This is a genomic window from Pseudarthrobacter sp. ATCC 49987, from assembly GCF_009928425.1.
Taxonomy (GTDB): Bacteria; Actinomycetota; Actinomycetes; order Actinomycetales; family Micrococcaceae; genus Arthrobacter.
Window position 1 is genome coordinate 3740849 of sequence record NZ_JAABNS010000001.1, and the last position, 12829, is coordinate 3753677.

Genomic DNA, 12829 nt, shown 5'->3' on the forward strand with positions numbered 1-12829 from the left:
ATGGCTGCCCCGGATGTTCCCGCAGACCAGGCAAAAGGCAAAACAACTGCCTCCAAGCGGCCGCTCATCATGCGTTACGCCGCGCGTTCCGACGTGGGCCGGGTGCGCGCGAAAAACGACGACTCCGCCTACGTCGGCCGCCACCTCGCCGTCGTCGCCGACGGTATGGGCGGACACGCCGGAGGCGATGTCGCCTCTGCCGCCACTGTGCTGGACATGATCCATCTCGACAGCGAGGACTACGACGGCGACGCCGGCACCATCCTGGCCGACGAGATCCAGACCGCCAACTCGCTGCTCTCCGAACTCGTCCACATCAATCCCAAGCTGGCCGGGATGGGCACCACCGTTACAGCGCTCCTGCTGGCCGAAGGCAAGCTGCATTTCGCCCACATCGGCGACTCCCGCGCGTACCGTCTGCGGAACGGCGAATTCGAGCAGGTCAGCGTGGACCACACGTTCGTGCAGCGCCTCATCGACGAAGGCCGCCTCCGGCCCGAAGAAGCCGAAACCCATCCGCACAAGAACGTCCTGATGCGCGTCCTCGGCGACGTCGACGCCAGCCCTGAACTGGACCTGGCAACCCTCGACGTCGAACCGGGTGAGCGCTGGCTGCTCTGTTCCGACGGCCTGAATTACGTGGCGGGCCACGTTGTGGAGCGGACCGTCCGGGAGACCAAGGACCTGCGTGAATGCGCCGAACTCCTGGTCGATCTCACCCTTGAAGCCGGCGCTCCGGACAACGTCACCGTCGTGATGCTGGAAATCGCCGAACAGACCACGGACGACGTCCGGACGGCCGCCGTCGAAGTTGTCCCGGCCCCGTCACCGTCCACCGTGACCGCGACCGTGTCCGAAAGCGATGCCCGGCGGCCCGGAAGCACCTTCGGCGCGGCGAAAACGGCCGGAGAGCCGCAGAAGACACCCGACGCCGGCAAGACCGGCGGATCCCCGGCGGCTCCCGTGGCCGCCGGCGCTGCAGCGGCGTCCTCTGCCCCGGCCAAGGCCCCCGAATCCCCCAAGGATGCCGGTGCGGCCGCCGACAAAGCAGCCGACAGCGCTGGCGGAAAAGGTGAACCCGAGGCCTCCACGGATCCGCACCTGGGTGAGCATCTTACGGCCGAGGTGCTCCGCGAGGAGCTTGCCAGCCGCCCCCACGAACTCGTGGGTGCCGCCGCCGCGGCCGCGGAATCCGGATCAATCCCCACCATCGCCGGGCGCACCATGGCCCGCCGGGCAGCGACCGTCCTGACCCATAAGTCAGAGCAGGCGAAGGAAGAAGCCGAGGAGTTCAGGCCAGCCGGCCGGCCGCGCCGCTGGGTGACTGTCTCCATCGCCGTCGCCATTGTGGCACTCCTCGCCCTGGGCCTGTGGCTGGGCTACGCCTGGACCCAGACGCGGTACTACATCGGCGAGCAGGACCAGCATGTGGCCATCTTCAACGGGGTCTCCCAGCGCCTTGGACCCATCCAGCTCTCCACCCTCGAAACGGTGACCGAAATCCGGATGTCAGATCTGCCCGAATTCTCCCAGCAGCGGGTGCGCCAGACCGTGCCTGCCCGGGACCTCTACGATGCCCAGCGGATCGTCAAGAACCTTGAGCGCACCGGCACCACCGCCCCCGCGGACGAGTGCATCACCCCGTCCCCGACGCCCGCTACCCCCGGTGCGACAGCGACTCCGGGTGACACGGCGAGCCCTGGCGTGGCCGGGACTGCCACACCATCGCCGTCGGCGACGGCGCCGATCTGCGAGGTGGCCAAATGACACCCATCGATCCGACCCCCAAGCCGCGGCGGAATATCGAACTTGTCCTGCTGGTCCTGGCCCTCGCCGTCGGCATTGGCGCCAACGCCCTGGTCGGCGTGGACCGGCAGAAGGCCTTCGACACCGACTTCTGGTTCCAGTCGAGCCTGCTCGCCGCCGCCGCCCTGGCATTTCACATCGTGCTGCGCATCCGGGCGAAATATGCCGATCCAGTAATTCTTCCGCTGGTGGTGGCTCTCAATGGTCTGGGCCTCGCCATGATTCACCGGTTGGACCGGGTCGGGGAGGACACGGGCAACAACCAGTTGCGGTGGACCCTCGTGGCCATGGCTGTTTCCATCGCCGTCATCTGGTTTCTCAAGGACCACCGGGTCCTTCGGCGTTTCACGTACATCTCGCTGGCCGTCAGTGCGGTCCTGCTGATCCTGCCGCTGGTTCCCGGCATTTCCGCCGGTGAAATCCTCGGCGCGCGGGTGTGGATCAAGTTCGGGTCGATGACCTTCCAGCCGGGTGAAATTGCCAAGATCACGCTCGCTATATTCTTTGCCGGGTATCTTTCCTCCAACCGGGATCTTATTCTGCTCGCCGGCCGGAAGGTCGGGCCCATCCAGTTCCCGCGGTTCAAGGACATGGGCCCCATGCTCGCCGCCTGGCTCGTGAGCATCGGGGTGCTGATCTTCCAGCGGGACCTGGGCTCCTCGATCCTGTTCTTCGGCCTCTTCCTCGTGATGATTTATGTCGCCACGAGCCGCATCAGCTGGGTGATCATCGGCGTCGGGCTCATGGCTGCCGGCGGCTTCGTTGCCTCCAAGGCCTTCTCCCACGTCGCCCTGCGGATTGACGGCTGGATTAACGCCTTCACCGACGAGGTCTACGGACGGGAATTCGGCGGCAGTCTGCAAATCGTGGAAGGACTGTTCGGCATGGCCAACGGCGGACTTGTGGGAACCGGCCTCGGCCAGGGTCGCCCCAATCTGGTGCCGTTCGCCAACAGCGACATGATCATTGCCTCCTTCGGCGAGGAACTGGGGCTCATTGGCCTCTTCGCGATCGTCCTGATGTACCTGCTGCTCTTCACCCGCGGCTTCCGTGCCGCGCTCGGCACCCGCGACGCGTTCGGAAAGCTGCTGGCCACCGGGCTCTCCTTCGCCATCGCGCTGCAGTGCTTCGTGGTGATCGGCGGTGTCACCCGGCTCATTCCCCTCACCGGTCTCACTACGCCGTTCCTGGCCGCAGGCGGCTCGTCCCTGCTGGCCAACTGGATCATTGTCGGGCTGTTGCTGATGATCTCTCACACCGCGCGCGGCCCGGTGGACACAACACCGCTGGCCCCCGGCGAACAACCCGATCCACAGAAAGTCATTCCTGCCATGCCTTCCAAGCCGGCCGCCGTCTCCGGCACCGGACGAAACAGTCCGGATGCCCCCACCGAGACGGTGAAGCTGTGAACCAGGCCATTCGCAATTCCTGGATCGCCGCGATCGCGATGTTCGTGCTGATTTTTGGTGCCCTTAGCTACGTCCAGGTGGTCGGCGCGGACGAACTCGAGGCCAACGCCTGGAACAAGCGCACGCTCCTGCAGAACTACTGCAACGACCGCGGCGCGATCATCGTTGGTGGCACCCCGGTGGCGGAGTCCGTCGCTGCCGACGAGAGCTGCAAGTTCCAGCGCACGTACACGCAGCCGGAGCCTTACGCCGGGATCACCGGCTATTTCTCCAGGAGCTTCGGCGTGACCGGGCTGGAGAAGACGATGAACAAGGAGCTCGCGGGCAGCTCGGACCAGCAGTTCCTGGACCGTGTCGGCCAGCTCTTCCTGGGCAACCAGCCCAAGGGCGCCTCCGTGGAGCTCACGCTGGATCCCAAGATCCAGAAGCTCGCCTTCGACCTCATCCCGGATGGCCAGCGCGGATCGATCGTGGTGACAAATCCTAAAACCGGCGCGATTATTGCCATGGTTTCCAAGCCCTCCTACGACCCCAACCTGATCGCCACGCAGGATCCGGCGGCCGAGGCCGCCAACTTCGCCGAGCTGAACAAGGTCCCCGGAATCAACCTGAACCAGAATGTCAGCGGACCCACCGGGGCACTGCTGGCACCGGGCTCAGTCTTCAAACTCATTGACACGGCCGCTGCCCTTAACTCGGGAAAGTACAACAAGGACAGCGTCCTGCCCAACCCGGCGGAGATGTCCTTCCCCGGCATCCAGTACAAGCTGCCCAACTACGCCGGCGGCAACTGCTACACCCGCGATACGGCGACTTTTGCCTTCGCGCTGCAGCAGTCCTGCAACACTCCGTTCGCCAGCATCGCGCTGGATCTGGGGCAGAAGGCCATTGCCGACCAAGCGGAGAAATTCGGCTTCGGGCAGGACTTTGGCGACCAGCTGAAGCTGGACTCCGCCCCGAGTTTCTTCCCGACCGAAAAGCTCGATGATGCCAGCCTGGCGCAGTCGTCGATCGGCCAGCGCGACGTCCGGGCCACCCCGCTGCAGATCAACCAGATGACGGCCGCCATCGCCAACGGCGGAGTGCAGATGCAGCCGAACCTGATCAAAGCCGTGCGCTCCCCGGACCTGCGGCCGATCAGCGAGCCGAAGCCCCAGGTGCTGCGGACCTCCACCACGGCGGACATCGCCCGGCAGATCAACGAGTGGATGGTCAGTGTCGTCAGCGACGGCATCGCCCGGGGTGCGGCCGTGCCCGGCGTCAAGGTCGCCGGGAAGACCGGCACCGCGGAACTCGGCAACGGCCTGAACAACTCATGGTTTACCGGGTTTGCCCCGGCGAATGACCCGCAGGTGGCTGTCACTATCGTCGTGGAAGGCGTAGACATCACCACCGGCGCAAAGCTAACCAGTCCGAACGCGAAGAAGATCTTTGAGGCGGTGTTGAATAAGTGAGGCCTTCATCAGGAATCACCCTCGGCGGCAGATTCCAGCTGACGACGCGTATTGCGATCGGCGGCATGGGAGAAGTCTGGAAAGCCAAAGACCTGATCCTTGGCCGCATCGTCGCCATCAAGGTGCTCAAGGAGGAGTACACGGGCGATCCGGGCTTCCTCCAGCGGTTCCGGGCCGAGGCCCGCCACACTGCGCTCCTGAACCATGTGGGCATCGCCAATGTCTTTGACTATGGCGAGGAAGAAGGCTCCGCCTACCTCGTGATGGAGTTGGTCCCGGGCCAGCCGCTGAGCAGCATCATCGAGCATGAACAGGTGCTGTCCCCGGACCGCACCCTGTCCATGATCGCCCAGACGGCGCGCGCCCTCTCGGTGGCCCATGCCCAGGGCCTGGTCCACCGCGACATCAAGCCGGGCAACCTGCTGATCACCCCGGACGGCCGCGTCAAGGTCACGGACTTCGGCATCGCCCGCCTCGCGGACCAGGTCCCGCTCACCCAGACCGGGCAGGTGATGGGAACCGCCCAGTACCTGGCACCTGAGCAGGCTACCGGGCAGCTGGCCACCGGTGCCTCGGACATCTACGCCCTCGGCGTGATCGGCTACGAGTGCCTCACTGGACGCCGCCCCTTCTCCGGCGAATCGCAGATCGCCATCGCGCTGGCCCAGGTCAATGACGCGCCGCCGCCGCTGCCGGAGACCCTGCCGAAGCCGGTCCGCGCCCTGCTGATGTCCATGCTCGCCAAGGACCCCAAGAACCGCCCGGCCGATGCCCTCAAACTGTCCGAGGCCGCCGAAGCCATCCGTAACGGCGACATCGCCGCTGCACACGCCGCGGTTCCGGGCATGCTCCTGTTCGAGGCAGCAACCGGACCGATCACGGCCCCGGTGGACATTCCCACCGCGGCAACCGGTGTCATCGGCGAGGCGGACCGCACGACGTCGGCCACCTCCGCTTTGCCGGTGGTCGGCGCGGCGGGAGCCGGCGCCGCTGCGGGAGTGGCTGCGGGAGCCGCCGCCACCAGCGCCTACGGTGCCCGAAACACCCTGTCCCGCGCAGATGCCCTCGCCGCGGAACGCAATTGGGTCCAAGAGGACGACGACTACGACGAGCCGGTCGATGAGCCGGAACGCCGCGGCCGGAGCCCCTGGACCTGGCCGCTGATCGCCCTGATCCTGCTGGTGCTCTTCGCGCTCGTGGGCGTGGTGCTGACCCAGGCCGGGATCCTGTTCCCGCAGACGCCGGCGAGCAGCATCGCCACCACCAGCGCGAAGCCGAGCAGCACCAGCGCTTCGCCTACGTCCTCGAGTCCCAGCCCCACCAGCAGTTCCGCGACGCCCACGCAGTCCACCCCGGCCGCGATCAACCTGATTCCGGAAAGCTACCTCGGCCGCCCCTTCAACCAGGTCCGCAGCGAACTGATCGGCCTGGGGCTTGTTGTGACCGGAGCCGAGGTCTTCGACGATGCCACTCCCGGAACGGTGGTTCAAATTGACCCTGCCGGGCGAGTCCAGCCCGGTTCGACCATCACAGTGAACTACTCCAAGGGCCCGGAATCCGTCACGGTCCCGATGCTCCAGTCCGGTGCCAGCGAAGCCGCCGTCCAGCAGGCCATCGAAAGCGCAGGCCTCCGCTGGGCCAAGGGTGCCGACGTCGCTCCGACGAATAAGAAAGAAGCTGCCGGCACCTTCGTCAGTTCAGAACCCGCCTCCGGCAGCAAGGTTCCCGCCGGTTCCCTGGTGACCTACCACCTCGCCAAAGCCGCGTCCGCGGCAGCCACCCCAAGTCCGACCGGAACGTAGGCCAATATGTCTACTTCACCCCGCACCCCATCGCACCGGGAGGACCGCGGCCCCGTGAACACACAGCGCGTCCTCAGCGGGCGCTATGAGCTGGGTGAACTGATCGGCCGCGGCGGCATGGCCGACGTCTTCCGCGGTGTCGACACCCGGCTGGGACGCACCGTGGCTGTTAAGCTGCTCCGCCCGGACCTGGCCCGGGACCCCCAGTTCCAGGCCAGGTTCAAACGCGAGGCGCAGGCGGTGGCCGCCCTGAACCATCCCTCAATCGTGGCCATCTATGACACCGGGGACCACGCCGTCCCCGGGGACCACGAAGACACCGTACGGGTCCCGTACATCGTGATGGAGTTCGTCTCCGGAAAGACGATCCGGGACCTGATCAGGGCCAAGGAAGTCAGCATCGACCAGGCGATCGACTTCACGCTGGGGGTGCTCGCCGCCCTGGACTACAGCCACAAGGCCGGGATCGTGCACCGCGACATCAAACCGGCCAACGTGATGTTCTGCCCGGATTCCAACAGCGTCAAGGTAATGGACTTCGGAATTGCCCGCGCCATGGCGGACTCGGCAGCCACCATGACCCAAACCCAGGCCGTGGTGGGGACGGCACAGTACCTTTCACCGGAACAGGCCCGCGGCGAGACCGTGGATGCCCGCAGCGACCTCTACTCGGCCGGGTGCCTGCTGTATGAGATGCTGGCCGGCCGGCCGCCCTTCATCGGCGACAGCCCCGTGTCCGTTGCCTACCAGCATGTGCGCGAGATCCCCGAACTGGCCAGCAGCCTGAACCCTGACGTCTCCGAGGCGCTGGACAGCGTGCTGATGAAGGCGCTGCAGAAGAACCGCGCGGACCGGTTCCAGGACGCCGCGGCCTTCCGGCGCGCCCTCCGGGCCGCGCGGAGCGGAGTCGGCGTCGCCCCGGCGGCGGCCAGCGAAGCACCCACCAACCCCAATGACACGGTTCCGACGCCGGACAGCACACCGACGGCCGCTTTCTCGGTAACGGGCGCGAAGTTCCTTGACGAGACCCCCACTGGCAGACTCCGTCCCGCCCTGGAGACGCCGGGCGATGATGAGAGTGCTCCGATGGAACAGGGTGTCGTCTATGGCGCCGCGGACACAGGCAGCCTGCCGCTGGTCCTTCCGCCCGAGCGGGAGCACACCCAGCGCCAGAAGTCCCGCCGCCGGACGTGGATCACCACACTCGTGATCGTCACCGTCCTCGTATTGGCGGGCGGCGGCCTGTGGCTCTACAACATGATGAACCAGGCTCCGCCCCCGGTCGCCAAAGTCCTGGTGCCGTCGGTGACCTCGCTGACCGAGACCGAGGCGCTCCAGAAGCTCTACAACGCCGGGCTCAAACCCCAGCTCAGCCGGATGCAGCACGAGACCATTGGCAAGGGCATCGCCATCGGCACTGTCCCGGCAACGGGGAGCTCCCTGGACCCCAATTCGGATATCACGCTGAACATCTCGGAGGGCCCCAGCGTCATCACCATCCCCGCCGACCTGCCGGGACGCACGGAGGCGGCAGCCCGCGATGTGCTCCGCCAGAAGGGACTGGCAGGAGCACCTGGCACCACCATGGCCAACAGTCCCACAGTCCCGGCGGGCATTGTGATCACCACCAACCCTGCGCCGGGCCAGAATGTGGCCGCGGGCAGCACGGTGGAAATCATCGTCTCCACCGGAAAAGTGGTGGTTCCCCAGCTCGTGGGCCTTCCCCGGGCCGAGGCTGAAGCGGCCCTGAAGGCACTTGGCCTGGGCATGAACGCCACGGAAGTCGAAAACTCAGAAGTGGAACCGGGAAAAGTCACCGGACAGGCTGACCCGGCGGATGCCCTCGTGGAACAGCGCAAGACGATCACCGTCACCGTGGCCAAGGCGCCTCCGCCCCCGCCGAGCCCGACACCCACGCCCACCCCGACGCCCACCAAGAGCACCAAATAGGACCGGGCTAACCCGGCCGGCCTCGCCCGCTAGTGCTTGATGAGCGGGCTGAGCGTCGAGGCCCGCTGGGCAGCACCTGACATGCCGAGGGATTCGAGCCAGTTCCCGAGCATCTGGTAACCGCCTTCGGTCAAGACGGACTCCGGGTGGAACTGCACCCCGCAGAGAGGCGCGGTGCGGTGCTGCAACCCCATAACAACCCCGGTCCCCGTCTCCGCCGTGATCTCCAGGACCTCCGGGATGCTCTCACGGACGGCGGCGAGGGAGTGGTAGCGGGTCGCGGTGAAGGGCGACGGCAACCCGGTGAACACACTGCTCCCGTGGTGCTCCACGAGGGACGTCTTGCCGTGCATCAGTTCCGGAGCGTGGGTGACTGTCCCCCCGTACGCCTCCGCCAGAGCCTGATGGCCCAGGCAGACCCCCAGCATTGGTTTGTTGTGGCTTCCGCACCACTTGATCAGCTCGATGCAGACCCCCGCGCCGGCGGGGTTCCCGGGACCCGGCGAGATGAGGACGCCGTCGCGCGCTTCGGCGAGGTCGATCGCCTCGGCCAGGGTGACGTCGTCGTTGCGGACCACAGTGGTCTCGGCACCGAGTTCCTGGAGGTATCCCACCAGGGTGTACACAAAGCTGTCATAGTTGTCGACGACGAGAATCTTGGTTGTGCTCATGGGTGCCTTGCTGAACCAATCGTTGAATCAGTGAACCGGTGAATTGTGCCATCCAGGGAAAAAGGAACTGAACCATCCTGCAGCTGCAGCACGTGCGTTCTCCTCCCGGACGTTCGCGGCGGACACCGCTGTGGCGCCAACTACAGCTAGAATTGGCTCCGAACAAGAACTTCGACATGACCAAGAGCGCGCTGACCGCCGGTGTATTCCTCCTTGCAGGATATCAAGCCAGGGTCCCGCTCCTGTTCCAGCAGCCCAGGAGGATCCGTGCCCGAGTCAAAGCGCCGCAAACGCACCACCCCCGCAACGCCGCAGACTGCCGCGGCGCAGGCCAACAAGCCCAACCCGGTCTGGTTCAAGCCCGTGATGTTCGGCCTGATGATCCTCGGCCTCCTGTGGATCATCACCTTCTATATCAGCGAAGGCACCCTTCCTGTCGCCGCCTGGGGATCCGGGAACATCATCGCCGGCTTCGGCATCGCCATCGTCGGTTTCCTCATGACCACCCGCTGGCGCTCCTGACTCGCGCCGAACCTGAGGAAAGACCGGTACACCCCGTGTACCGGTCTTTTGCGTTAACCTCGAGGCCTACCAAAGGCCGATAATGCTGGAGCGGAGAAACACTGCGAGCGAAGGAGCCCGGATGACCCCGACAGTAACAGGCCCGGTGATCGGCGACGACGGCCTGGCCCGGCCCCAGTGGGCGGCCGTGGATCCGTTGCTGCGCGAGTACTACGACACCGAATGGGGATTTCCGGTACGCGACGAACAGGGCCTCTACGAGCGCATCAGCCTTGAGGGTTTCCAGGCCGGGCTGTCCTGGGCCACGATTCTCCGGAAACGGCCGGCGTTCCGGACCGCCTTCCACAATTTCCATCCCGAGACGGTGGCAGCATTCACCGAAGCCGACGTTGAGCGGCTCCTCCTCGACGCCGGGATTGTCCGTAACCGACTGAAGATCCGTGCCGCCATCACCAACGCCCAGGCCACCATTGCGCTACGGGCCGACGGCGGACTGGTTGACTTCGTCTGGGCGTTCCAGCCGGATTCCACACCCGAGCCGGCGTCCCACGAGGACATCCCTACCACCTCGGCAGAGTCCATCGCCCTGTCCAAGGCACTGCGGAAGCGGGGGTTCGCTTTCGTCGGGCCCACCACCATGTACGCCCTGATGGAAGCAATCGGCATGATCGACACCCACCTGCTGGACAGCCACCGCAGGGGAACCTCCGGCATCTGGCCGCGCTGAGCCCGAGGCGCTGTGCACAACTCTGCTTGAGTTATCCACAGTGTGGATAACTGTGTTCGAGATTCCCTCTGATCCTCCAATTCCCGCGCGCTGTGGCCCTCAGGAACTCCTGCCGGAAGGAATTCCGCGGGGAGTCACAGGCATGTGAGTTATTAACAGTGTGGATTGCCTGTGGATAACTCCAAAGCTGCAGCAACCGCTTTTGGGAACCGGGACCGCGGGGCCTTCTTACCCTCACCTTTCCAGGTTCAGCACGCCGCGACAGGGTTATCCACTTAACAACAGGCCAGTACCCACAACTTATCCACAGCTGGGGATAACGTGCTCATCAGAACGGTCTTCGGGGGTCCCTGGCGCCACGTGGCGCCAATTCCGGCCTCGTCACTTCGAGGGACAAGTTATTAACACTGTGAATAACCCTGTTGAAAGCAGATCTAAGCCCGGAGCTTCGTCTTCTGAGGGAGGCTCCCAGCCGCACCGCCGTGACGGCCTCCAGTGCCACGCCACCTTACTCCGGGCGTTCCAGGCCGGAGTTGTCCACTTAACCACAGGGCAGCCCACAGGAGTTATCCACAAATGTGGAGATCTCGAAGTGCAAATCGGCAGAATTGCCCACTGTGGCCCTCAGATCCCGGACCGCGTGTTGAACTACAGGCGTGTAAGTTACCAACAGTGTGGATAACCCCTGTGGACAACTTGCCGACTGTGCGTTTCGGCCGTCCCGCTGCGGACGATCCCGGTCGCAACGGCGGCGGCGCAAAAGTGCGCGCAGGGCAGGACGCGCTGTGGAGAACAGGGAAATGCTGTGGGAAACGCCCTTCGGCACGACGCTCCCGCCCGGTTGCTGCCACCTTCACCCCGCCGCTCCCGCGGAAATCCGGGGCTTCATGCGGACCAGACGTGCTCACGCACCGAACAACTGGGCGGGAACGTCCGGGGACGAGGGAAGGAGGAGGGGGAGGGGGAGGGCGCCGGGGTGACGGCAGGGAAGCGCCGTTAGGCGCTGGCAACCCGGAGGGCCGAGACGGCGATGAGGAGCGCCAGCACCAAGACCAGGCCGCCCGCTTGCAGCAGGCCCTGCCGCTGGCCGCGGGGCGTGTACGCAACGACGGCGGCACACAGGGCACCAGTGACGGCACCACCCAGGTGGGCCTGCCAGGCAATTCCGGGGACCACGAAGCCGATGACGCCGTTAATAAGGATGAGCACCCAGAGTTGCCTCGTGTCACCACCGCGGCGGCGCTGGACCACCAGCATGGCTCCAAAGAGGCCGAAGATGGCGCCAGAAGCGCCCACAACGCCACTGGGCGGCAGGACAGGTGTCAACAGGAGGTAGCCGACGGATCCGCCGACGGCGGAGAGCAGGAAGATCGCCAGGAAGCGGATTCTTCCGAGGAGGGGCTCCAGTGCCTGTCCAAACACCCACAGCATGTACATGTTGAGCACGATATGGAGGATGAAGCCTTGTGAGTGGACAAACGCTGAGGTCAGCATGCGCCAAGGTTCGAAATAGCCGTACTGGGGAGCGGCGTACACAGATGCAAAGGCCAGGTTATCCTCGACAACCTGCCCGGGGACCAGCCACTGGAGAACAAAGACCAGGACGCAGAGCCCGATGAGGGACAGGGTGACCACGGGCTTACCGGCGGTCACGGCGCCGCCGTAGACGGTCCTGACGTCCGGCGTCGTACGTTTTGTTTCGTTAACACAGTCAACGCATTGGAATCCGACGGCGGCCGCCCGCTGGCAGTCGGGGCACGCAGGGCGCCCGCACCGCTGGCAGCGCACATAGGCGGGCCGGTCCGGGTGCCGGGGGCACACCGGGATCTGCGCGGACGGCTCTGCCGCCGGAATTCCGTAGCTCATGCGGTGGGCTAGAGCTTCACTACATCAATGCTCTTGATGACGACGTCCTCGACCGGACGGTCGCCCATTCCGGTGCGGACACCCTCGATGGAGTCGACAACCTTCCTGGACTCGTCGTCGGCTACCTCACCGAAGATGCTGTGCTTGCCCTGCAGCCAGCCGGTGGGGATGGTGGTGATGAAGAACTGTGAGCCGTTGGTGCCGCGGCCCATCTGGATGCCGGCGTTTGCCATGGCCAGCTTGTAGGGCTCGTTGAAGGTCAGCTCCGGGTGGATCTCGTCGTCGAATTTGTAACCCGGTCCGCCAACGCCACGGCCCAGGGGGTCGCCCGCCTGGATCATGAAGTCCTTGATGATGCGGTGGAAGATGGTGCCGTCATACAGCGGCGTCCCCGTCTTGTCCTCGCCCGATTCCGGGTGGGTCCAGGCCTTCTCGCCCGTCGCCAGTCCGACGAAATTCTCGACGGTCTTGGGAGCGTGGTTACCGAAGAGGTTGACGACAATGTCGCCCATGCTCGTGTGGATGGTTGCTTTTGCAGTTGCGATGGCAGTCATAGGCCCTATTCTTCCATGACAGGCCATTACACATAGGGCCGCTCCGCTAGTTCCGCGCTGGGTGAAAT

10 protein-coding genes are annotated in these 12829 nt (G+C 65.3%); 7 read left to right on the forward strand and 3 right to left on the reverse strand.

The window, feature by feature from the left end; genetic code table 11:
- Genes GXK59_RS17350 through pknB form a run of 5 tightly spaced genes read left to right on the forward strand, consistent with a single transcriptional unit; the run spans position 1 to position 8421 of the window.
- Positions 1-1767 (forward strand): PP2C family protein-serine/threonine phosphatase, encoded by a 1767-nt coding sequence (locus tag GXK59_RS17350; RefSeq protein ID WP_160668622.1) that lies wholly within the window; start codon positions 1-3, stop codon positions 1765-1767.
- The gene (locus GXK59_RS17355) at positions 1764-3215 is read left to right on the forward strand and encodes an FtsW/RodA/SpoVE family cell cycle protein (protein ID WP_160668623.1); all 1452 of its coding nucleotides are present in this window, start codon (positions 1764-1766) and stop codon (positions 3213-3215) included. The genes GXK59_RS17350 and GXK59_RS17355 overlap by 4 nt, the downstream gene beginning before the upstream one ends.
- Complete coding sequence (locus GXK59_RS17360) at positions 3212-4669, forward strand: peptidoglycan D,D-transpeptidase FtsI family protein (protein WP_160668624.1); 1458 nt, start codon at positions 3212-3214, stop codon at positions 4667-4669. Before GXK59_RS17355 ends, GXK59_RS17360 begins: the two co-directional genes overlap by 4 nt.
- Positions 4666-6471 (forward strand): protein kinase domain-containing protein, encoded by a 1806-nt coding sequence (locus GXK59_RS17365; RefSeq protein WP_160668625.1) that lies wholly within the window; start codon positions 4666-4668, stop codon positions 6469-6471. Before GXK59_RS17360 ends, GXK59_RS17365 begins: the two co-directional genes overlap by 4 nt.
- Positions 6472-6477: 6 nt before the next feature.
- On the forward strand, positions 6478-8421 hold the full coding sequence (gene pknB, locus GXK59_RS17370; RefSeq protein ID WP_160668626.1) for a Stk1 family PASTA domain-containing Ser/Thr kinase: 1944 nt from the start codon (positions 6478-6480) through the stop codon (positions 8419-8421).
- Between the two features lie 29 nt (positions 8422-8450).
- On the opposite strand, the gene GXK59_RS17375 is transcribed toward pknB, so the two are convergent.
- Positions 8451-9092 (reverse strand): aminodeoxychorismate/anthranilate synthase component II, encoded by a 642-nt coding sequence (locus tag GXK59_RS17375; RefSeq protein WP_160668627.1) that lies wholly within the window; start codon positions 9090-9092, stop codon positions 8451-8453.
- A gap of 267 nt (positions 9093-9359) precedes the next feature.
- On the opposite strand from GXK59_RS17375, the gene GXK59_RS17380 reads away from it, so the two are divergent.
- Together GXK59_RS17380 and GXK59_RS17385 are read left to right on the forward strand one after the other, a co-directional pair.
- Positions 9360-9614 carry a cell division protein CrgA gene (locus GXK59_RS17380; protein WP_024366922.1) on the forward strand — a complete coding sequence of 85 codons (255 nt, stop codon included), beginning with the start codon at positions 9360-9362 and terminating at the stop codon, positions 9612-9614.
- Between the two features lie 121 nt (positions 9615-9735).
- Positions 9736-10341 (forward strand): DNA-3-methyladenine glycosylase I, encoded by a 606-nt coding sequence (locus GXK59_RS17385; RefSeq protein WP_160668628.1) that lies wholly within the window; start codon positions 9736-9738, stop codon positions 10339-10341.
- A 996-nt stretch (positions 10342-11337) separates the two neighbouring features.
- Here the strand turns inward: GXK59_RS17385 and GXK59_RS17390 are convergent.
- Positions 11338-12207: a rhomboid family intramembrane serine protease gene (locus GXK59_RS17390; RefSeq protein ID WP_160668629.1), complete on the reverse strand. Its 870-nt coding sequence runs from the start codon at positions 12205-12207 to the stop codon at positions 11338-11340.
- A gap of 8 nt (positions 12208-12215) precedes the next feature.
- Entirely contained in the window at positions 12216-12761 is a 546-nt protein-coding gene (locus GXK59_RS17395; RefSeq protein ID WP_160668630.1) for a peptidylprolyl isomerase, read from the reverse strand.
- Positions 12762-12829: the final 68 nt, after the last annotated feature.

Coding starts and splice junctions, on each gene's coding strand:
- GXK59_RS17390 (WP_160668629.1), bottom strand. CDS start 12,207: ATGAGCTACGGAATTCCGGCGGCAGAGCCGTCCGCGCAGATCCCGGTG.
- GXK59_RS17385 (WP_160668628.1), top strand. CDS start 9,736: ATGACCCCGACAGTAACAGGCCCGGTGATCGGCGACGACGGCCTGGCC.
- GXK59_RS17355 (WP_160668623.1), top strand. CDS start 1,764: ATGACACCCATCGATCCGACCCCCAAGCCGCGGCGGAATATCGAACTT.
- GXK59_RS17395 (WP_160668630.1), bottom strand. CDS start 12,761: ATGACTGCCATCGCAACTGCAAAAGCAACCATCCACACGAGCATGGGC.
- pknB (WP_160668626.1), top strand. CDS start 6,478: ATGTCTACTTCACCCCGCACCCCATCGCACCGGGAGGACCGCGGCCCC.
- GXK59_RS17375 (WP_160668627.1), bottom strand. CDS start 9,092: ATGAGCACAACCAAGATTCTCGTCGTCGACAACTATGACAGCTTTGTG.
- GXK59_RS17350 (WP_160668622.1), top strand. CDS start 1: ATGGCTGCCCCGGATGTTCCCGCAGACCAGGCAAAAGGCAAAACAACT.